We start from the raw sequence: 19,645 nt of genomic DNA, 5'->3' as shown, positions 1-19,645 counted from the left end.
CTCACCTTCATATATCTGCGCGGCGGACATGCCGTTTTCTGGCCGCGCGCCGTTCGATCGTGCGGGGCACGTCTATTGCAACTCCTCCGGGGTCCGGCGGCCCTTGCCACACGGGCTGCGAACCTTGGTCCTACATCTGGACCAGGCCAAGCTAAGGGCGAAGAAGTTGAAAAATCAAGATAGATTGCGGCCCTTGGCGCAGTTTATCGTTACAAACGGCCACCTGAACTATTCGGCGGCGGGCGGCGGGCTTGCCGATGTCAGCGCGCCATTGCTCCAGGTGCCGGTTTCCTGCTGACCGTTCGAATAGCGCATCGTGCCCAGACCTTCGCGCTTGCCATCGCGGAACGCACCTTCATAGATGTCATACCCGGTTATCTTGCCGGCCGCATCGCGCACCGGATAGCGGGCGGTGCCGGTTCCATCCAGTTCACCGTTTTTCCAGCCGCCGGTATAGGTGAACCCGTCAGGCATCACGATCTCGCCCTCGCCTTCGCGCTGGCCCGCCACAAAGCCGCCGGTATAGACGGTGCCATCGGCATAGGTAGCCTTGCCCTGACCATCACGCAGACCGTCCTTCCATTCGCCGGTATAGGAATAGCCGTCCGAATAGGTCATCGTGCCCTGACCGTGGTTCTTGGCGTTCTTGAACTCGCCTTCATAGACCAGCCCGTTGGAATAGGTGGCGATGCCGCGCCCTTCGATAACGCCGGCCTTCCACTGCCCTTCATAGGTCGATCCGTCCGGATAGGTGATCTTGCCGGTGCCATCTGCAAGATCGTTTGCAAATTCGCCCTCATAGATCGACCCGTCGGGATAGGTCACGCGGCCCAGCCCCTGTATGCGGCCATCCACCCAGTCGCCTTCATAGAAATAGCCATCCGCGCCGCGAAACGTGCCCTTGCCCTGGCGCTTGTCATTCAGAAAGGCGCCCTCATAGACATCGCCATTGGCATAGGTCACCTTGCCCGCGCCATGGCGTTCGCCATTGACCAGCAGCCCGTCATAGACATCGCCATTGGGCTGGGTCAGCTTGCCCAATCCGTTGATCTGGCCATCCTTCCAGGTGCCGATATAGGTCAGCCCGTCCGGCATGGTCAGGGTGCCCTGACCTTCGCGTTCGCCGTTCTTGAGGTCGCCCTCATAGACCGCCTTGTCGGGATAGGTGATGCGCCCCTTGCCATTCTTCACACCATTCACCCAGTCGCCATCATAGACATAGCCGTTGGGGCTGGTCATCTTGCCCTTGCCGTGATGCAGCGCGTTTTCGAACCCGCCTTCATAGATGACACCGTTTGCATAGGTCGCCGTGCCAGTGCCGGTAATCTTGCCGTCCTGCCATTCGCCTTCATAGGTGCCGCCATCCGCGAAAACGATCTTGCCAAAGCCATCTGGCTTGCCCCCGGCAAAGCTGCCCTCATAGACCGATCCGTTGGGAAAGCGCGCCATGCCGGTGCCGCGGATCTCGCCGTTCACCCATTCGCCGTTATATTCGTAACCATTGGGCAGGCGATAGGTGCCGCGCCCGTCCTGCTTGCCGTCCTTGAACGTGCCTTCATAGATGCCGCCATCGTCATATTGCTTGGTGATGACCTTGCCCTGCTCTTGTGCGCCAGCCATTCCGGCCAACAGCACAAAGGCCCCCGCAGTGATCATCCGGCCAAGATATGCGCGTGAATATTGCACGAAAGCCCCCAGTGCCGCTGACAGTATTCCATGTTCGGAATGCGCGCGAACCCTAATTCAGCCCATCCGGGGTGACAACGCTTTTCGCCATCAATCGGCTTTCAACCGCCGGTAACTCTGCTAGAAAACATCTCGGAAAACAGGGAATGCCCATGGCCGATACCTTTCGCCTGACACTTGGACAGCTCAACCCCACGGTTGGCGCGCTGGCCGCAAATGCAGAACTGGCGCGCAAGGCCTGGGCGCAGGCCAAGGCCGCCGGATCGGATATGCTGGCCCTGCCCGAAATGTTCATTACCGGCTATCAGACGCAGGATCTGGGTATGCGGCCCGGATTCGTCGCCGATGCCGTCGCCCATGTCGAGGCCCTGGCGCGCGATTGCGCCGATGGTCCGGCCATCGGCATCGGCTGTCCCTATGCCACGCATGGCCATCTGTACAACGCCTATTTCATCTTGCGCGGCGGTCAGGTCGAATCGCGTATCTTCAAGCATCATCTGCCCAATTACGGCGTATTCGACGAAAAGCGGGTCTATACATCCGGTCCGATCAACGGACCCTACAATATCGGACCGCTGCGCATCGGGACACCGATCTGCGAAGATGCCTGGTATGATGACGTCTGCGAGGCGCAGGCCGAAACCGGGGCCGAGATTCTGCTGGTGCCCAACGGATCGCCCTATCACCGGGGCAAGTTCGACACGCGCATGGGGCTGATGGTGGCCCGGGTCGTCGAAACCGGCCTGCCGCTGATCTATCTGAACATGGTGGGCGGGCAGGACGATCAGGTGTTCGATGGCGGATCCTTCGTGCTGAACCCTGGCGGCGCGCTGGCCGTCCAGATGCCCGTGCTGGAAGAGGCCCTGACCCATGTCGATTTCACCCGCACCCCGGATGGATGGCGTGCGGTGCCGGGCGCGCGCGCGCTGCATCCCGATGCCTGGGAACAGGATTACCGGGTGATGGTGCTGGCCCTGCGCGATTATCTGGCCAAGTCGGGCTTCGGGAAGGTTCTGCTGGGCCTGTCGGGGGGGATCGACAGTGCGCTGGTCGCGGCCATCGCCGCCGATGCGCTGGGGCCGGAAAATGTGCGCTGCGTCATGCTGCCGTCGGAATATACCAGCCAGCATTCGCTGGATGACGCCGAAGCGGTGGCCAAGGCGTTGGGCTGCCGATACGATTATGTCCCGATCAGTGCCGGGCGCGCCGCGATCACGCAAACGCTGGCGCCGCTGTTCGACGGGCTGAAGCCCGACCTGGCCGAAGAAAACATCCAGTCGCGCCTGCGCGGGCTTCTGCTGATGGCCATGTCCAACAAATTCGGTGAAATGCTGCTGACCACGGGCAACAAATCCGAGGTCGCCGTAGGCTATGCCACCATATACGGTGATATGGCGGGCGGCTATAACCCGCAGAAAGACCTGTATAAAACCCGCGTGTTTGAAACCTGCCGCTGGCGCAATGCCAACCACCGCCCCTGGATGAAGGCCCCCGCCGGCGTGGTCATCCCGCCGCGCGTGATCGACAAGCCGCCCAGCGCCGAATTGCGCGCCGATCAGAAAGACGAAGACAGCCTGCCGCCCTATGATGTGCTCGATGCGATCCTGACCCTGCTGATCGACGATGAAAAACCGATATCCGAGGTGGTGGCCGCCGGATTCGACCGGGCCACCGTCAAAAAGGTGGAACACCTGATCTATATCTCGGAATACAAACGCTTTCAGTCCGCGCCGGGCCCGCGCCTGACACGCCGCGCCTTCTGGCTGGATCGCCGCTATCCCATCGTCAACCGCTGGCGCGATGACAGCTAGGCCATCACTCGCCCGGTAACAGGGTCAGGGCGGATTGCGCGACCAGCGCCTCGGCATCGGCGCGGGTGCACAGTTGCGTGGCCTCGGTCATCACCGCAGCACTGGCCGCCGCTACCCCGCGCTGCAATGCCGCCCCCAGGTCAAGACCCCGCGCCAGACCCAGGGCGAAGGCCCCCACGAAACTGTCGCCTGCGCCCACCTTGCTGCGCACCGGCACATCGGCGGCGGCGGCATGCAGGCGCAACCCCTGCGTTGCCAGAACCGACCCATCCGCACCGCGCGCCACGATCACCACCTGCGCGGCACCCCGGGCCACCAGATCGGCGGCAAAAGCGGCGCTGTCTTCGATGCGGGGCAGGGCGTGCCCGGCCAGATCCTCGGCCTCTTCACCATCCATGCGCAACACGAAAGGCGCAGGCCCCTGCACCCCCGCCAGCCGGTGCAGCGCCGGCCCCGATGTATCGGCCACCAGTCGCGCGCCGCTGTCATTCAGCCGCGCGGCCAGAAGGGCCGGAAATTCGGCGCTCACCCCCGGTGGCAGGCTGCCGCTCAGCACCACCAGCCCGGCGCGGGGCGGCAGGGCCGCGATGATCGCGGCCAGCACCGCCTGCTGATCGGCATCTGTCCAGACCGGCCCCGGCATCACAAACCGATATTGCCCGCCCGTGGCCCGATCGCTGACGGCCAGGCTGATCCGCGTCTCGCCGGGCGCGTCGAAGATCACTGTCTCGATCCCGGCATCACCCAGCAATCCGGCCAGCGCAACACCCGTGGCCCCGCCCAGCGCGACAAAGGCCCGCGCCCGCCCCCCCAGAATATGAACCGCGCGCGCGACATTGATGCCACCCCCGCCAGGATCGCGCAGTGGCGCGTCACAACGCAGCTTTGGCCCCGCCTGCACCTGATCCGTCCCGGTGGACAGATCCAGCGCCGGGTTCAACGTGATTGTCAGAATATCCTGCATCGTCCGATCCGGCCCCGCCCCGCGTTTCGCCAATGCTTAGCCGATGTCCATCTTCTTGGCAAAAATACTCGCGCCGCAGGCCGCGCCCGGCACGGGCGCGCACCTGCCATGCGTCCGCGCATCGCCTTCGTTCAGATCAAACCGGTCAGCCAGCGTTCAGCATGAACTGATAGCTTGCCGGAACATAGCGGAAGCCCTCGCCATTGGCTTCGACAAAGCCCACGGCCGGAAACGGCATGTGATAGCCGATGAACGGCACCCGGTCTGCGGCCAGCATTCCCAGCAACGCGCGCCGGGTCGCGGCGGCGGCGGCCTTGTCCTGATCGAACTTGACCTCCCAATCGGGATGACCCAACGACCAGACGAAGTGATTGGCGAAATCGGCGCCCAGAAGCAGCTGCGCGCCATCGCTTTCCAGCATATAACCCATATGGCCGGGCGTATGGCCAAAGGCCTCGACCGCGGTAATGCCGGTGGCCACGTCGCCGCCGCCCTGCAGGAAGGTCATCTTCCCGGCCAGCGGGCGCACCTTGGTCTCGAACCCCTCGTTCCCGGTCTTGTCCCAGGCGTCGTATTCGACCGACCCGGTGACATAGCGCGCCTTGGCGAAGGTGGGACCGTTTTCACCCGTCAGCCCGCCGATATGATCGCCATGCATATGGGTGATCACCACCACATCCACCTGATCGGGGGAATATCCGGCCGCCGTCAGCGCCGAATTTATGCCGCCTGCGTTCAGCCCGGTGTCGAACAGGATCAACTGGCTGCCGGTATTCACCAGGGTGGGGGTGAAAAAGAACTGCGCGGCATCGGTGGGGACAAAGGCCGATCGGGCCGCTTCGGCAAAATCCTCGTCCGAGGCGTTCAGGCCGAATATCGTGTGCGGGTCGGGCACCGTGCGGGTGCCCGCCAGCAGAGTCGTCACTTCGAACCCGCCCAGCATGAAGCGGTGAAAGGGTGCAAAACCGCCCCCCTGTATGGGGGCAGATGCGCTTGCGGGTTGCGCAAACCCTGCCATCAGCGGCAATGCAGCGCCTGCAGCCAGCGCCTGACGGCGGCTGAAACGAAGATCGGATGTCATGGCAGTCCTCCTTGTTTGCAATTTATTGCGCGACAGATAGCGCGGGCCGGTAAAACGTCCATGTCACAGACCACCGGGCGGGTGACGATATGGACAAATCCGCGTGTTCATGAAACAGCAGCCGCAAATGGAGGCCACGATGACCATTACCCGCTTTGCCCCGTCACCCACAGGTTACCTGCATATCGGCAATCTGCGCACGGCGCTGTTCAACTATCTGATCGCGCGCAAATCGGGCGGGCAGTTCATCCTGCGGCTGGACGATACCGATCCTGAACGGTCGAAACAGGACTATGTCGACGCCATCAAGACCGATCTGGAATGGCTGGGCCTGACATGGGATCGGGTCGAACGCCAGTCCGACCGCCTGGACCGCTATGCACAGGCCGCCGAGACCCTGCGCCAGGCGGGCCGCTTTTATGAATGTTTCGAAACCCCGACCGAACTGGACCTCAAGCGCAAGAAACAGCTGAATATGGGCAAGCCGCCGGTCTATGACCGGGCGGCGCTGAACCTGTCGGATGCCGAAAGGGTGCGGTTGCGGGCCGAGCGCGCCGGGCATTGGCGGTTTCTGCTGGAGCAGCACCGCATCGAATGGGCCGATGGTATATTGGGGGATATCTCGATCGACGCGGCCAGCGTGTCCGACCCGGTGCTGATCCGCGGTGACGGGCAGGTGCTCTATACGCTGGCCTCGGTCGTGGATGACATCGAGATGGGCGTCACCCATATCGTGCGCGGGTCGGACCACGTGACCAATACCGCGACCCAGATCCAGATCATGCAGGCGCTGGGCGGCACCCCCCCATCCTTTGCGCATCATTCATTGCTGACCGGCCCGCAGGGCGAGGCCTTGTCGAAACGTCTTGGCACGCTGTCGTTGCGCGATTTGCGTGCGCAAGGCGTAGAACCGATGGCCTTGTTATCCCTGATGGCGCGGCTTGGCTCCAGCCAGCCGGTCGAAATCCGCGCTGATCTGGCCGAGATCGCCGAAGGCTTCGATCTGTCGCAATTCGGATCGGCCCCCACCAAATTCGATGCCGACGACCTGTTTCCGCTGACCGCGCGCTATCTGCAATCGCTGCCGGTTCAGGCGGTGGCCGCGGATATAGCCGCGCTTGGCGTGCCTGAAACGCTGGCCCCGCAATTCTGGGGCGTGGTGCGCGACAATATCACAACCCGCGCCGACATGGCCGGCTGGTGGGATCTGTTCCGCGACGGGGCTACGCCGCTGGTCGATGACGATGATCGCGATTTCATTGCCCAGGCACTGGCCCTGCTGCCCGCGCCACCCTATTCGGCCGAAACATGGGCGACATGGACAGCAGCGGTGAAAGAGGCAACCGGCCGCAAGGGGAAATCGCTGTTCATGCCGCTGCGCAAGGCGGTGACGGGCCGCGAAAAGGGCCCCGAAATGGCTGATGTCATGGCTTTGCTGCAACAGAAACCGGGCGGCGTGGCCTAGGTCGTCGCGCGGGTGATCATCACGCCTGCCCAGGCGGAAAATCCGGTCAGCACCCCGCCCCAGATCATGTCGACGGCCACCTGTTGAAACGACCAGTCGCGCAGCGTCGCGTAATTGGTGAATTCATAGGTGCCATAGGCCAACAGCCCCAGGGCCACGCCACCGATCAGGGCCGCGACCGGATCACCCGCGCGCAACGCGGGCAACGACACGAACCCCAGCAGACCCGCGACATAGCCCAGATAGAAGATGGCGGCGGGAATGACGCGGAACGGATCGGCGAAAAGATGGGCGATGTGGCGCTCAAAAACCGGCTTGACCAGCAGGCGCAGGCCAACGGCATCGGCGGCAAAGAAGATCACGGCGGTCGAGGCGTAGAGGATCAGAATTTTCATCGGTCCGGTTCCTTTGGTCGGGCGGCAGGGCGCTGCCGGGTTTCGAACAATCCGTCCGTCGCGGACGGCTTTGGCTTATCGCGTCAGGCGGCGGGTCAGCGGCAGGGACGCCCAATAGGGCAGGGCGCGCAGCAGTTTCAGGCCAAGGGTCAGGCGGCGCGGGAAATGCACCTCGAAACGTCGTGCGTTCAACCCCTTGATGATCGCCGTCGCGGCCTGTTGTGGGCTGATCATCGCGGGCATGTCGAAATCGTTGCGCCGGGTCAGGCGGGTATCGACGAAGCCGGGGCTGATCAGCCGCACGTCGATCCGCCCCGCCAGTTCGGCGCGCAGGGATTCCACCAGATTGATCACGCCGGCCTTGCTGGCCGAATAGATCTGGCCCTGCGGCAGGCCGATATATCCCGCCACCGATCCGCACAGCGCCAGTTGCCCGCCCTGGCGCAGCAGCGGCGGCGCGATCTGCGCGACATGAAAGCTGCCCGTCAGGTTGACGGTGATGATGTCGGCGGCGGTTTGCGGGTCCAGGTCGGCGATCTTGCCCGGATCATACAATGCGGCCAGATGCACAATCCTGTCTATCGGTCCGATATCCGCGATTTGTCCTGCGGCGGCATCCAGGCTGGCGCGATCACCGACATCCAGCGGTAGCGCGATATGGCCGGGTCCAAGGCTGGCGGCCAGCGCGTTCAGCCGAACTGCGGATCGGGCCGACAGCACCAGTTTCGCCCCGCGCGCCGCCCATTCCTGCGCCAAGGCGGCACCGATCCCGTCTGATGCGCCGATGATCCAGATCGTTTCGGGTTCAGGCATGGGTCAGCTCCATCTGAACGACATCGGTCTGACCGGTGGCAAATGAAGCGGCGCAGATGCTCAGGTAAAACCGCCAGTTGCGCAAAAAGCCCTCGTCATGGCCCAGCCTCATGATCCGGCTGGCCTGTTCGTTCAGGCGTTCGTTCCAGATTGCGCAGGTGCGGGCATAGTCGGCGCCAAAGGCATGGCTATCCACCACCGCCAGCCCGGCGCGGCGTGCCTGCGCGCGGATCACGGCATCTGACAGCAGCATGCCACCCGGAAAGGTATAATGGCGGATGTAATCCGATGTGCGCCGATAGGTATCGAAATAGCCATCGGGCACGGTGATCGCCTGAATCATCGCCCGCCCGCCCTGGGCCAGACGCGCCTTGAGCGTGGCGAAATAGGTCGGCCAGTAATCCTGCCCCACGGCCTCGATCATTTCGATCGACACGATGGCGTCGAATTGCCCGCGGCTGTCGCGATAATCTTGCAGCCGGATTTCAGCGCGCCCGTCCAGCCGGGCATCGGCATAGCCTTTCTGACTGGGTGAAATGGTCAGCCCGGTCACATGGCGGCCCGTATCGGCGGCGCGTTCCGCAAACCCACCCCAACCGCAGCCGATTTCCAGCACATGCTCGGCCCCGTCCAGCCGGCCAAGGATACGGTCGTATTTGCGGTTCTGCGCGCGCAGCAGATCGCTGTCGCCGGGCGTGAACATGGCTGATGAATAGGTCATGCCCTCGTCCAGCCACAGCTGATAAAATTCATTGCCCACATCGTAATGGGCGCGAATGTTGCGCGCGGCCCCTTGCGGGGAATTGGCGCGCATCAGCCGGTTCACGACGCGGAATTTCATGTTGTTCCAGACCCCCGCATAGGCATAGCCGCGGAACTGATCGAGGTTCTTCAGCGCCACCTGCGCCAGATCCGCGATCGAGGGGCTGTCCCACAGGCCCGCCACATAGGTTTCGCCCAGCCCGATATCGCCCCGCGCGGCAATGGCCGTGATCACCGACCAGTCATGGATCTGCATTTCAGCCGCCGGACTGCCCTGCCCGAAATCGAAAATTTCGCCTTCGGGGGTGTGCAGGCGCAGGCTGCCGGCGCTGATCTGGGCGCAGGTGTCCAGAAAGTCGTGCTTTACGCGCTTGGTCAGGAACAGCATCAGGTCACCTCGTTTTGGGGGCGCGCGGGGCGGGTGCGGTATTTTGCCCCCTTCAACCGCAGCCGCAGCGCCTGCCAATAGATCAGAAAAAGCGTGCGAAGTCCCCCCATCGGGCGGCGCAGGCTGGCCCGGACAAGCCGCGCATTGGTCATCGGGGAACGCGCGCCCGACAGCGTGGCCACCACGCCATCGGCCCCGTTGCGGTGCAGGATGCGAATGGCGATGCGGTCGGCGCGGATGTCAAAGGTGAATTCATATGTCCCCGCGACCTGCTGAAAAGGCGATACATGCAGGGATTTCGGCGTGCTGATCTGCGTGCCCCTGGTGATGGGCGCAAAATCCGGCAGGTGGCACAGATAGGAATGCCGGTCACCGAAAGGGGTTGAAACCTCGGCGATCACGGCCCGCAGCGCATCGCCCTCCATCGCCAGCCAAAAGCTGACAGGGTTGAAGACATGGCCCAGAAACCGGGGCTGCGTCAGCAATCCCAGCCGCACCTGCGGGGCGATCAGCCCCCGCTGCGCCAGAACCTGCCGGGCCCAGGGCGCGCCGCGCCCGGCCCGCAACGGGCCACCATGATCACGATCATGCACCGATGCCAGGTTGAACCGGTTTCGTGAAAACAGGCGCGGGCCTGTTTGCATCGCTTCGGGGTCGATCAGCACATAATCCACGCCATAGCGAAACCCGTGCCGGATCGCACCCAGCCGCGCATGCGCGGTTACACCGGCGATATGTTCGGGGGCAAATGTCATACGGTCTGCCGATCCATGAGGCGCGCGATGCGCACCGCGCTGGCGAACCCGTCTTCGTGAAACCCGTGCCGGGTATAGGCCCCGGCGAACCAGGTGTTGTTGTGCCCCTGAATCGCGGTCAACTGGCGCTGCGCGGCCAGGGCGGGCGCGTCGAAAACAGGATGGCGAAATGTTTTCTGGTCATAGATCAGGTGATCGGGCACCGGGTCGGCGGGGTTCAGCGACACGAAAAGCGGATCATCGGCGGGGATGTTTTGCAGCCGGTTCATCCAGTATGTCACGCCGATGGCGGGTTCTGGCCGCGTGGTGTCGGCCTTGTAGACCCAGCTGGACCAAACCGCCTTTCGGCGTGGCATCTGGTTTGTGTCGCGGTGCAGGATCATCTGATTGTCCTGAAAACGAACCGCCGACAGCGCGGCATGTTCCTGCGGGGTGGGTTGCGCCAGCAGGCGCAGGGCCTGATCGGAATGGCAGGCAAAGACAACCTGATCGAACGGCGCAAGCGGCCCGGCACCGCTGTGCACCACACAATGCGCGCCATCGCGGGTCACGCTTTGCACGGGCGTGCCGGTGCGAATGGCCACACCGCGCCCGCGCAGGTAATGCTCCAGCCTGCGCACATATTCGATGCTGCCGCCGTCCACCGTCCACCATTGATGCTGGCCAGCGGTGTCCAGCAGCGCGTGATTGCGGAAGAACTGCACCAAGGCGCGGGCCGGAAAGGCGCGAATTTGCGCGGGCGGTGTCGACCAGATCGCCCCGCACAGCGGCAACAGGTAATAGCGCTGGAACCAGTCCCCCAATCGCAAATCCTGCATCAACTCGCCGATCGTGGCGTTGTCATCCAAGGCCAGCGCCTCGGCGCGGGAATTGAAACGCAGGATGTCACGTATCATGCGGGCAAACCCGGGCCGCAGCAGATTGCGCCGCTGGGCGGTCAGCGCACGCAGATCGCCCAGCCCGTATTCGATCACCCCGCCATTGATCGAGGCGCCAAAGCTCATATCGCTTTTGGCAACCGGCACGTCGAGATCTTGGAACATGCGCGTCAGGTGCGGATAGTTGGCATAGTTAAAAACGATAAACCCGGTATCGACCGGCTGGTCGCCGCGCCGCCCGGCCATCACGGTGCGCGCATGCCCGCCAAGCCGCGGCGCTGCTTCGAAAAGGGTCACGGCGTGGTGCGGCGCCAGCAGATAAGCCGCCGCCAGACCGGAAATACCACCGCCGATGATCGCGATGCGCTGTGGGCGGATGGGAAGGATATCTAGGGACATTCTGGCTCCGGTCGGTCAATAGAGGGAAATACGGACAGAAATAAAAAGCGGATCAAAAATGATCCGACTTTTCTGGGCCCGCGTATTGGTCGTATGATGATCGCAAGCCTTGATATCGACCCACCCCGCCTGTGCCCCCGTGCGCGGATGCGAAAGGACACCGATCTGAAGACCTCAGTCTCTGCGCAGGTCACGTTGCAGACATCTTGGATGCTGTCGGTGCGCGACCAGCGCGACCGCGAGGCGTTCGGGTTGCTGTTCGACTATTTCGCGCCCCGGCTCAAGGGTTTTGTCATGCGATCGGGTATTGCGGCGGGGCAGGCCGAAGAGATCGTGCAAGAGGTCATGCTGACCGTCTGGCGCAAGGCGGATCAGTTCGACCCCCACCGCGCACAGGTATCGGCATGGATCTATCAGATCGCGCGCAACTGTCAGATCGACACGCTGCGCAAGGAACGCAGGCCCTTGCCCGAAGATCTGGCTGAAGCTGCGGATACTGACACCGATGCAAGCCAGGCCGTCGCCCTGGAGCAAGAGGCCGCGCGATTGAAGGACGCGCTTTCGCGGCTGAAGCCCGCGCAGCGCGAAATGCTGGAAAAGGCCTATCTGGGCGAATTGAGCCATCAGCAAATACAGGCCCAGACCGGATTGCCGCTGGGCACGATCAAATCGCGAATCCGCCTTGGGCTGGAACGTCTGCGCCACGAGTTGAAGGATATGCGCTAGGATGACCGCAATCACGCATCACATACCCGAAAACCTCATGATCGCCTATGCCGCGGGCAACCTGCCGCAGGCCTATGCGCTGGTGGCGGCGGCCCATATTTCCCTTTGCCTTGAATGCCGCACCGCGCTTGAGGCGCATCAGGCCGTCGGTGGTGTCGTTCTGGAAAGTGCCGTGGCCTGTCATGTGTCGGCAGGCTTGAAGTCCGAAACGCTGGCCCTGCTTGATGCGCCAGCCAGGAACGAGCCGGTCTTTCGGCGCGCAGGGGTGTATCCGGGCCCCGTCATGCAGGCGCTGAAAGGCGGGCCGCCCCGGTGGAAATCACTGGGGCTGGGGGTGCGCCAATGCATCCTGTCGGAATCTGCCCAGGGGTCTGTGCGGCTGTTATATATCCCGCCGGGGCAGGCGGTTCCCGATCATGGCCATAACGGGCTGGAACTGACCCTGGTCCTGCAGGGCAGTTTCAGCGACGATACCGGCCGGTTCGGCACCGGCGACCTGGAGGTCGCGGACCAGATGCTGGAACATACGCCGGTGGCCGATCCGGGGGCGCCCTGCATTTGTCTGGCGGCGACAGATGCGCCACTGCGTTTCAATTCACTGGTTCCGCGCCTGTTGCAGCCGCTGTTTCGTATCTGAGCCCGCCCGCGCAGCTTGCCGGACGCAAATATAAGAACCATAAACGGTTTTCGTCGCTGAACGGCCCATATCAGGGGGTGGGCAAATAGCTGAAAAGAGCTAGCTTGTGACAGTGGGCATCAGGTTGGCTGCTGTCGATCGCACAGGCAAGCCACGGGCTCGCGCTTTCTGCAGAATTGATGATACGAAGCAGATACGGAAACCTATGTCGAAAAAATGAAGCAAGTATTGTGTGATCTCATTAACTGCCCGCATTGCGATGCCGTTTATCGCATGGCAAAGCCTGCCCATGGGCAGCGCGCGGTCTGCAGTCGCTGCAAGACCGTGCTGATTGCCCCGCGTGCGCGGGCCGGTATGCAAATCATAGCGCTGGCCGCTGCCACAACCATACTTATCATCAGCGCCGCCTTGTTTCCCTTTCTGACCATTGATGCCAGTGGCGCGAAAAACGCGGTTTCCCTTCTTGATGCGGCACTTGCATTTCATGGCGGGCCGCTCGTAATCCTGTCGCTGGCGAGCGTAGCCCTTATTGTTTTCATCCCGCTGGCCCGTGTCTTGCTGGTGCTTTATGTGCTGGTCCCGATCGTGTTCGATCGCCCTGCGGCCCCTGGCGCGGTCCGGGCTTTTGGTCTGTCCGAAGATCTGCGTCCCTGGTCCATGGCGGAAGTGTTCGCATTGGGATGTGCGGTGGCGTTGATCAAGATTTCAGCACTGGCACAAGTAGAACTGGGCGCGGCATTCTGGATGTTTGCGATTCTGGTGGTGCTGATCGTGGTGCAAGACAACATGATGTGTAGGTGGACGATTTGGAACTCGCTGGACCCCCAGAGAAAATCCTGAGCGCCCGGCAGATGGGTCTGGTTGGCTGTCATCGCTGTGGGGCGGTGTGGCCGGTGCAGACTGCTATCTGCGGGCGGTGCCGCAAACATCTGGTGTCGCGCGATCCCCGAAGCCTTCAAAGGGTCTGGGCGTGGTGGACGGTCGCGCTGATATGCTATGTGCCTGCCAATATATTTCCGATGCTGCGCACGCGCACGCTGTTTACAACGCAGGAAAACACCATCGTCGGCGGCGCGGTCGAGTTGCTTATGCACGGCTCGTTCGGAATTGCTGTCGTTATATTGACTGCCAGTGTTTTGATCCCGGTCGCGAAATTCCTGGCGATCGCCTTTCTTGCTGTCAGCGTGCGCCGCACCGACAGCATTTCAAACCGCCGTCGCCACGATCTTTACTGGGTCGTCGAATATATCGGGCGCTGGTCGATGATCGACGTGTTCGTCGTTGCGATCCTGTCATCGCTGGTGCAACTAAAGACACTGGCCTCGATCAATCCCGGCCCGGCCAGTCTGTTTTTCGCGCTTTCGGTCGTCTTCATGATGCTGTCGGCGCAAAATTTCGATTCCAGGCTGATCTGGGATATCGCACCCAATCCACAGAAAGCTTCGCCTGATGACCGACACCCCACCTGACCTTCAGATCGAAACAGCACGCAGATCGCTGCTGGAGCGGGCGTCGATCGTCTGGCTGATCCCGCTTGGCGCGCTGATCATTGCCCTGGGCGTGGCCTGGCACAGCTATGCCGATCGCGGCCCGCTGATCGAGATCGAGTTCGAGGATGGGGCCGGGATAGCGTCGCGCCAGACCGAATTGCGATATCGCAATGTCACCGTGGGTCTGGTCGAAAAGGTAGCTTTTACCGCAGGGTTGCAGAAAGTTCTTGTATCCGTGCGGGTCGACAAGGATGTGGCCCCCTATGTCACCGAAGGATCGAAATTCTGGATCGTGCGCCCGCGCGTAACCACCCGCGGCGTTTCGGGGCTGGATACCGTTTTAAGCGGGGTGTTCATTGAAGGCTTCTGGGGCGACAAGGACGCCCCGGCGATGACCCGGTTCCAGGGACTGCCAATGCCGCCACTGATACAGCCCGGTCAGGACGGGCTGCGCATTACACTGCGCACGGCCGCCAATACCAGTCTGAGCGGCGATGTTCCGATCATCTATCGTGGCGTCGAGGTGGGGCTGGTGGGCAAGGCAGACATTTCGCGTGACGGAAGTTTTGCAACTGTCGATGCGGTGATCTTTCATCCCTATGACCGCCTGATTACAAGCACGACCCGTTTCTGGGATGCGTCAGGGTTCAGTTTTACGCTTGGCCCCTCGGGGGCGGCTGTTGATTTCTCGTCCCTGGCCACGTTGATAGGTGGGGGCATCACCTTTGACACGGCCGTGTCTGGCGGCGTGGCCGTTGCAGATGGGGCCGTGTTCGAAATTTTTCCCGACGAGGCCGCCGCACGGGCCAATATCTTTACCCAAAGCGATGTCGATCCGCTACAACTGAGCGTCATCTTTGATGACAATGTTCCCGGCTTGGCCGTCGGTGCCCCGGTGGAACTGGGCGGCTTGAAAATCGGCGAGGTCAGCAATCTGACCGGCATCGTGGACAAAAGCCGGTTCGGCGATACACGGGTGCGGCTGAATACAACCTTGTCGTTGCAACCGGCCCGCCTTGGCCTGCCGGGCGAACCTTCGCCACAGGCGGCGCTGGAATTTCTGGCCGCGCAGGTTGACGGCGGCCTGCGGGCGCGTTTGGCCACCAACAGCATCCTGACCGGTGGATTGAAGGTGGAACTGTTGACCGTTCCCGCGGCCTTGCCCGCAACGCTTGATCTTTCGGGCGATCCATTCCCGGTCCTGCCCAGCACGGACAGCGAAATTTCGGATGTCACCGCGACTGCGGAAGGGATGTTCAACCGGATCAACAACTTGCCTGTCGAGGATCTGATGACCAGCGCAATTGATTTTCTCGAGGCGGCAAGATCGTTGATCGCCAGCGAGGACATGCGCAAAACCCCTCAGGATGTGCGTGGTCTGATCGGTGATATCCGGGGGTTGGTCGGTTCTGATGCAACGCAGAATGTTCCCGTCCAGCTGAGCGAGACCCTGGCCCGGATCGATGCGATGGTTGCCCAGTTGCAAGAGGCCCAGGCGGTGCAGAAACTGGTCGCCGCCGTTGACGCCGCCCGGACGACGGCCGACGGGATCGACGCGTCGATCAAGGGGGTGCCGCAACTGATCGAACATCTGGATGCCGTGGTGGCCAAAATAAACGACATGCCGCTGAACGACCTGACAACGGAACTGACGGCCTTGCTGGACAGCGCCAATGCCGTAGCGGGCGCTGAAGGGGCAGAAGAACTGCCCGCCGCGTTGACCGGCGCGCTGGACGAAATCCGCACGACCCTGGCAACGATGCGCCAGGGTGGGCTGATTGAGAATGCCAACGAAACCCTTGCCTCGGCCCGAAAGGCAGCCGACAGTCTGGCTGTATCCACCGAAGACCTGCCCGCGCTGGTGGATCGTCTGACTGCCTTGCTGGATCAGGCCAGCGCGACGGTCAAAACCTATGACGGTCGCTCGCCTTTGAACCAGAACGCGATACAGGCGCTGCGCGATATTCAGGCGGCTGCCGATGCGGTGTCGTCACTGGCGCGAGCGATTGAACGCAGGCCCAACTCTTTGTTGTTAGGACGTTGAATGAAATATTCCGCTTTTATACGTAATGGCCTGCTTGTGCTGTTGTTGTCTGCCTGCAGCGGTCCGGTTTCCTATTACGCTGTCCCCTCGGCGCCGGTGTCGGATCGCATCGCGGTCAGATATCGCAGCATCGAATTGCGCGAGGTGTCGCTGCCCACCTATGCCGCGTCTTCCGAAATATTTCAGGAGGGTCCGGACAGGGCGCTGAAAAGCTCTGCCACGACACAATGGGCCGATGACCCCGCCCGCAGCCTTAAACTGGAACTGGTCGGGTATCTTGCCGAATTGACCGGAGCCCGCGTTGCGCCGGGGCCTTGGCCCTTTGCGACCTTTCCACAAGCCCAGATCGATATCCTGCTGACCGAAATGGTCGCCCGCCAGGATGGATCCTTTAACATTTCCGGTCAGTATTTTGTGACCGGAACGGAAAGCGGGGTCGAGCGGTCCGAGATCTTCAAGATCGCCGTTCCGATCGCTCAGCCCGCCCATCCCACAGCGATTGCCGCCGCCCGCGCGCGCGCGACCCTGACACTGGCCGATCAGATAGCGCGCAAGGGGTTGAACTAACCCTGCGCGTGATCTGATGCGCAGCGGCTTGTTTGAATTCACCGTTGGCAAATTACCATGCAATCATGGACGTGGCTGCAGGAACATCAAAAACACCCTGTTATTCAGGGTGTTGAACAGTCTTCATCATAAATAGGAGTAATGGTGGAGCCAAGGGGAGTCGAACCCCTGACCTCTTGCATGCCATGCAAGCGCTCTCCCAACTGAGCTATGGCCCCGAATTTGCGGCAGGCGCTGCCGCCTGCCCGCGTGTATCTATGGAAGCGCGTTTCCAAGATCAAGGCAAAAAACGCGCCGCCAGCAATTACAGTTCGTCGTCATCCGCAGCGACATCTGTGAGATCGTCCAATGAGACGTCGTCATCATCGTCATCATCCAGAACGACATCCAGATCGTCGTCATCGTCCAGCGTATCATCATCGTCGATGACAACATCATCGTCATCATCCACCGGCGCGCTTTTGGCATCCGACTTGTCGGCCACCAGGGTCCGGCCTTTTCCGCTGGTCAGGCTTGCGATGCTGACGCTGTGCCCGCAGGACGGGCAGATCATCGGATCGCGCTGAAGGTCATAAAAGCGGACTGCGCAACTTGGACAGATTCGCTTTACGCCCCATTCTTCCTTGGGCATGAAAACCCCCTTCAATCGTAGGTGTCAGGTCAGAGTCGAAGCCAACTGCCACAAGTGCACAGGGGTGTCAAAGCCCTTTTCCCCGCATTCGTGCAAAGCATGGATTTTGCGGCTATGCGCGCACGCCCGACTTGATAATGTGGCGGCGATGAAGATGCAGGATCCAACATCAGCCGTTTTGCCGGGGGAACCCGTGATTCACGTGACCCTGCGCCGCTCGGCGCGGGCGCGGCGGTATTCCTTGCGGATATCGCAACTGGACGGGCGTGTGACGCTGACCTTGCCGGTCGGGGCCCCGCAACGCGAAGGGCTGGCCTTCCTGCGCGACCGGGAAGACTGGATTCGTGCGCATCTGCAGACCCAGCCCGATCCGCATCTGGTGCGTCCGGGCGGGACAGTTCCCTTCGAAGGCCGCCTGTTGCCGCTGATCGAGGCACCGGTGCGGTCGCCGCGGCTGGGCGATGGCGGGCTGCTGGTGCCCCGTGCAGGCGATCGGATCGCCGCGCGGGTTGTGGGTTTTCTGAAGCATGCCGCGCGCGACCGTCTGGCGGCAGCCTCTGACCGTCATGCCGCCAGCCTGGGGCGGCCCTATGGCCGCCTGACGCTGCGCGATACACGCTCGCGCTGGGGGTCGTGTTCGGCGCAGGGCGATCTGATGTATTCGTGGCGGCTGATCATGGCGCCTGCAGCGGTGCTCGACTATGTCGCGGCGCATGAGGTCGCGCATCTGGAGCAGATGAATCATTCGCCAGCCTTCTGGGCAGTGGTGTCGCGCCTGTATCCGGATCATGCGCGTCAGCGGGCCTGGCTGCGGGCCAACGGGGCCGGGCTGCACCGGATCAATTTCCGCGATTGACGCGGCGGGTTTTTGTGATCACAGTCTGGCCATGCAAAGCCCGATCCGCCCCACTGATGCCGGCACGGCCGCCCATGACCGTTTGTATCGCGTCCTGCGCACGCGGATCATGCACGGCGAACTGATGCCGGGGGCCGCGCTGACCCTGCGGGGTATTGGCAAACAATTCGGCGTGTCGATGACGCCCGCGCGCGAGGCGGTGCGCCGACTGGCCGCCGAAGGGGCGCTGACCGTGTCATCGTCGGGCCGGGTGACGACGCCGGAGCTGAGCAACGAGCGGATCGAGGAACTGGCGGCGCTGCGGGCCCTGCTGGAACCGGAACTGGCGGCGCGCGCGCTGCCCAGGGCGCATCTGGCCCTGATCGACCGGCTGCACACGATCAACGGCACCGTGGCCGAGGTGGTGTCGCGCCAGGATGCCGTGGGCTATATCCGCGCCAATCTGGAATTTCACCGCACGCTGTATCTGCGTGCCCAGGCGCCCGCGATGCTGGCGATGGCCGAAACGGTTTGGCTGCAGCTGGGGCCGACCATGCGGGCGCTGTACGGGCGGCTGGGGCGGACCGAACCCCCGCGCCACCATGTGTCGATCCTGGCGGCGCTGCGCGCGGGGGATGAGCCGGGGCTGCGCCTGTCGGTGCGCACGGATGTGACGCAGGGGTTGCGGTTGCTGGCGGTCTAGAAGGCCGGGGGCTGTCTGCCCCCGGACCCCCGAGGATATTTTAGCGAAAAAGAAGCCCTGAGGCGGGTCAGGCGTGGATGGCGCCGTCACCACAGGCAAGGGCGGCTTCACGCACGGCTTCGGAGAAGGTGGGATGCGCGTGGCAGGTCAGCGCGATGTCCTGGGCCGAGGCACCGAATTCCATTGCCACGCAAATCTCATGGATAAGATCGCCCGCGCCCGGCCCGATGATATGGCAGCCCAGGATGCGGTCGGTTTCCTTGTCGGCCAGCAGTTTCACGAAACCGTCGCCAGCGAAGACCGCCTTGGCGCGCGCATTGGCCATGAAGGAAAATTTGCCGGCCTTGTAGGCGCGACCGGAGTCCTTGAGTTGTTCTTCGGTCATGCCGACGCTGGCGACCTCGGGGTGGGTATAGACCACGCCGGGGATGACGCCGTAATTCACATGACCGGATTTGCCGGCCAGAACCTCGGCGACGGCCATGCCTTCGTCTTCGGCCTTGTGGGCCAGCATCGGGCCCTGGATGGCATCGCCGATGGCATATAGGCCGGGGATGTTCGTGGCCCAGTGGTCATCGGTCTTGATCTGGCCGCGCGGGTGCATTTCGACCCCCA

General features: G+C 62.5%; 20 protein-coding genes and 1 tRNA gene. 10 read left to right on the top strand and 11 right to left on the bottom strand.

Annotated features, from left to right (window positions below; genetic code table 11):
- Positions 1-228: 228 nt before the first annotated feature.
- The gene (locus tag ACTCHC_RS09945; RefSeq protein ID WP_463022362.1) at positions 229-1,656 is read right to left on the bottom strand and encodes an MORN repeat-containing protein; all 1,428 of its coding nucleotides are present in this window, start codon (positions 1,654-1,656) and stop codon (positions 229-231) included.
- Positions 1,657-1,838: 182 nt separating this feature from the next.
- On the opposite strand from ACTCHC_RS09945, the gene ACTCHC_RS09940 reads away from it, so the two are divergent.
- Positions 1,839-3,497 carry an NAD+ synthase gene (locus ACTCHC_RS09940; RefSeq protein ID WP_463022333.1) on the top strand — a complete coding sequence of 553 codons (1,659 nt, stop codon included), beginning with the start codon at positions 1,839-1,841 and terminating at the stop codon, positions 3,495-3,497.
- 4 nt (positions 3,498-3,501) lie between these two features.
- Here ACTCHC_RS09940 and ACTCHC_RS09935 read toward each other — a convergent pair whose 3' ends face one another.
- On the bottom strand, positions 3,502-4,461 hold the full coding sequence (locus tag ACTCHC_RS09935; protein ID WP_463022332.1) for a 1-phosphofructokinase family hexose kinase: 960 nt from the start codon (positions 4,459-4,461) through the stop codon (positions 3,502-3,504).
- A 145-nt stretch (positions 4,462-4,606) separates the two neighbouring features.
- Positions 4,607-5,542, bottom strand: coding sequence for an MBL fold metallo-hydrolase (locus ACTCHC_RS09930; protein ID WP_463022331.1), 936 nt, complete (start codon positions 5,540-5,542; stop codon positions 4,607-4,609).
- 139 nt (positions 5,543-5,681) lie between these two features.
- On the opposite strand from ACTCHC_RS09930, the gene gltX reads away from it, so the two are divergent.
- A complete protein-coding gene (gltX, locus tag ACTCHC_RS09925) occupies positions 5,682-7,007 on the top strand; it encodes a glutamate--tRNA ligase (protein ID WP_463022330.1) in 1,326 nt (441 codons plus the stop codon).
- Here the strand turns inward: gltX and ACTCHC_RS09920 are convergent.
- The 5 genes from ACTCHC_RS09920 to ACTCHC_RS09900 all read right to left on the bottom strand — a co-directional run bounded on the left by ACTCHC_RS09920 (position 7,004) and on the right by ACTCHC_RS09900 (position 11,397).
- Positions 7,004-7,402: a DUF2177 family protein gene (locus ACTCHC_RS09920; protein WP_463022329.1), complete on the bottom strand. Its 399-nt coding sequence runs from the start codon at positions 7,400-7,402 to the stop codon at positions 7,004-7,006. The genes gltX and ACTCHC_RS09920 overlap by 4 nt on opposite strands.
- A 75-nt stretch (positions 7,403-7,477) precedes the next feature.
- Positions 7,478-8,215 carry an SDR family NAD(P)-dependent oxidoreductase gene (locus tag ACTCHC_RS09915; RefSeq protein ID WP_463022328.1) on the bottom strand — a complete coding sequence of 246 codons (738 nt, stop codon included), beginning with the start codon at positions 8,213-8,215 and terminating at the stop codon, positions 7,478-7,480.
- Entirely contained in the window at positions 8,208-9,365 is a 1,158-nt protein-coding gene (locus tag ACTCHC_RS09910) for a class I SAM-dependent methyltransferase (protein ID WP_463022327.1), read from the bottom strand. Before ACTCHC_RS09910 ends, ACTCHC_RS09915 begins: the two co-directional genes overlap by 8 nt.
- A complete protein-coding gene (locus ACTCHC_RS09905; protein WP_463022326.1) occupies positions 9,365-10,120 on the bottom strand; it encodes a DUF1365 domain-containing protein in 756 nt (251 codons plus the stop codon). The genes ACTCHC_RS09910 and ACTCHC_RS09905 overlap by 1 nt, the downstream gene beginning before the upstream one ends.
- The gene (locus ACTCHC_RS09900; RefSeq protein WP_463022325.1) at positions 10,117-11,397 is read right to left on the bottom strand and encodes an NAD(P)/FAD-dependent oxidoreductase; all 1,281 of its coding nucleotides are present in this window, start codon (positions 11,395-11,397) and stop codon (positions 10,117-10,119) included. Before ACTCHC_RS09900 ends, ACTCHC_RS09905 begins: the two co-directional genes overlap by 4 nt.
- Positions 11,398-11,544: 147 nt before the next feature.
- Here ACTCHC_RS09900 and ACTCHC_RS09895 point away from each other — a divergent pair, with 147 nt between their 5' ends.
- From ACTCHC_RS09895 to ACTCHC_RS09870, 6 genes are all read left to right on the top strand, one after another.
- Positions 11,545-12,123, top strand: coding sequence for a sigma-70 family RNA polymerase sigma factor (locus tag ACTCHC_RS09895; protein ID WP_463022361.1), 579 nt, complete (start codon positions 11,545-11,547; stop codon positions 12,121-12,123).
- Position 12,124: 1 nt separating this feature from the next.
- Positions 12,125-12,760 carry a ChrR family anti-sigma-E factor gene (locus ACTCHC_RS09890; protein ID WP_463022324.1) on the top strand — a complete coding sequence of 212 codons (636 nt, stop codon included), beginning with the start codon at positions 12,125-12,127 and terminating at the stop codon, positions 12,758-12,760.
- Between the two features lie 354 nt (positions 12,761-13,114).
- Complete coding sequence (locus ACTCHC_RS09885; protein WP_463022323.1) at positions 13,115-13,600, top strand: paraquat-inducible protein A; 486 nt, start codon at positions 13,115-13,117, stop codon at positions 13,598-13,600.
- Between the two features lie 11 nt (positions 13,601-13,611).
- Entirely contained in the window at positions 13,612-14,229 is a 618-nt protein-coding gene (locus ACTCHC_RS09880; protein ID WP_463022360.1) for a paraquat-inducible protein A, read from the top strand.
- On the top strand, positions 14,210-16,294 hold the full coding sequence (locus tag ACTCHC_RS09875; protein WP_463022322.1) for an MlaD family protein: 2,085 nt from the start codon (positions 14,210-14,212) through the stop codon (positions 16,292-16,294). The genes ACTCHC_RS09880 and ACTCHC_RS09875 overlap by 20 nt, the downstream gene beginning before the upstream one ends.
- Positions 16,295-16,861: a PqiC family protein gene (locus tag ACTCHC_RS09870; RefSeq protein ID WP_463022321.1), complete on the top strand. Its 567-nt coding sequence runs from the start codon at positions 16,295-16,297 to the stop codon at positions 16,859-16,861.
- A gap of 142 nt (positions 16,862-17,003) precedes the next feature.
- Here ACTCHC_RS09870 and ACTCHC_RS09865 read toward each other — a convergent pair.
- Positions 17,004-17,079, bottom strand: a tRNA-Ala gene (locus ACTCHC_RS09865).
- Positions 17,080-17,165: 86 nt separating this feature from the next.
- Positions 17,166-17,492 (bottom strand): TIGR02300 family protein, encoded by a 327-nt coding sequence (locus ACTCHC_RS09860; protein ID WP_463022320.1) that lies wholly within the window; start codon positions 17,490-17,492, stop codon positions 17,166-17,168.
- 154 nt (positions 17,493-17,646) lie between these two features.
- Here ACTCHC_RS09860 and ACTCHC_RS09855 point away from each other — a divergent pair, with 154 nt between their 5' ends.
- Positions 17,647-18,348, top strand: coding sequence for a M48 family metallopeptidase (locus ACTCHC_RS09855; protein WP_463022319.1), 702 nt, complete (start codon positions 17,647-17,649; stop codon positions 18,346-18,348).
- 31 nt (positions 18,349-18,379) lie between these two features.
- Positions 18,380-19,030: a GntR family transcriptional regulator gene (locus ACTCHC_RS09850; protein ID WP_463022318.1), complete on the top strand. Its 651-nt coding sequence runs from the start codon at positions 18,380-18,382 to the stop codon at positions 19,028-19,030.
- A 67-nt stretch (positions 19,031-19,097) separates the two neighbouring features.
- Here ACTCHC_RS09850 and ACTCHC_RS09845 read toward each other — a convergent pair.
- A partial coding sequence (locus ACTCHC_RS09845) for an FAD-dependent oxidoreductase (RefSeq protein WP_463022317.1) occupies positions 19,098-19,645 on the bottom strand: 548 nt, incomplete at its 5' end.

Source organism: Actibacterium sp., assembly GCF_055134745.1.
This window is presented reverse-complemented; position numbering and strand designations above follow the sequence as displayed.

Coding starts and splice junctions, on each gene's coding strand:
- ACTCHC_RS09855 (WP_463022319.1), top strand. CDS start 17,647: ATGCAGGATCCAACATCAGCCGTTTTGCCGGGGGAACCCGTGATTCAC.
- ACTCHC_RS09935 (WP_463022332.1), bottom strand. CDS start 4,461: ATGCAGGATATTCTGACAATCACGTTGAACCCGGCGCTGGATCTGTCC.
- ACTCHC_RS09850 (WP_463022318.1), top strand. CDS start 18,380: ATGCAAAGCCCGATCCGCCCCACTGATGCCGGCACGGCCGCCCATGAC.
- ACTCHC_RS09870 (WP_463022321.1), top strand. CDS start 16,295: ATGAAATATTCCGCTTTTATACGTAATGGCCTGCTTGTGCTGTTGTTG.
- ACTCHC_RS09900 (WP_463022325.1), bottom strand. CDS start 11,397: ATGTCCCTAGATATCCTTCCCATCCGCCCACAGCGCATCGCGATCATC.
- ACTCHC_RS09940 (WP_463022333.1), top strand. CDS start 1,839: ATGGCCGATACCTTTCGCCTGACACTTGGACAGCTCAACCCCACGGTT.
- ACTCHC_RS09930 (WP_463022331.1), bottom strand. CDS start 5,542: ATGACATCCGATCTTCGTTTCAGCCGCCGTCAGGCGCTGGCTGCAGGC.
- ACTCHC_RS09895 (WP_463022361.1), top strand. CDS start 11,545: ATGCGAAAGGACACCGATCTGAAGACCTCAGTCTCTGCGCAGGTCACG.
- ACTCHC_RS09875 (WP_463022322.1), top strand. CDS start 14,210: ATGACCGACACCCCACCTGACCTTCAGATCGAAACAGCACGCAGATCG.
- ACTCHC_RS09880 (WP_463022360.1), top strand. CDS start 13,612: ATGGGTCTGGTTGGCTGTCATCGCTGTGGGGCGGTGTGGCCGGTGCAG.
- ACTCHC_RS09890 (WP_463022324.1), top strand. CDS start 12,125: ATGACCGCAATCACGCATCACATACCCGAAAACCTCATGATCGCCTAT.
- ACTCHC_RS09915 (WP_463022328.1), bottom strand. CDS start 8,215: ATGCCTGAACCCGAAACGATCTGGATCATCGGCGCATCAGACGGGATC.
- ACTCHC_RS09920 (WP_463022329.1), bottom strand. CDS start 7,402: ATGAAAATTCTGATCCTCTACGCCTCGACCGCCGTGATCTTCTTTGCC.
- ACTCHC_RS09905 (WP_463022326.1), bottom strand. CDS start 10,120: ATGACATTTGCCCCCGAACATATCGCCGGTGTAACCGCGCATGCGCGG.
- ACTCHC_RS09945 (WP_463022362.1), bottom strand. CDS start 1,656: ATGATCACTGCGGGGGCCTTTGTGCTGTTGGCCGGAATGGCTGGCGCA.
- ACTCHC_RS09860 (WP_463022320.1), bottom strand. CDS start 17,492: ATGCCCAAGGAAGAATGGGGCGTAAAGCGAATCTGTCCAAGTTGCGCA.
- ACTCHC_RS09910 (WP_463022327.1), bottom strand. CDS start 9,365: ATGCTGTTCCTGACCAAGCGCGTAAAGCACGACTTTCTGGACACCTGC.
- gltX (WP_463022330.1), top strand. CDS start 5,682: ATGACCATTACCCGCTTTGCCCCGTCACCCACAGGTTACCTGCATATC.
- ACTCHC_RS09885 (WP_463022323.1), top strand. CDS start 13,115: ATGCAAATCATAGCGCTGGCCGCTGCCACAACCATACTTATCATCAGC.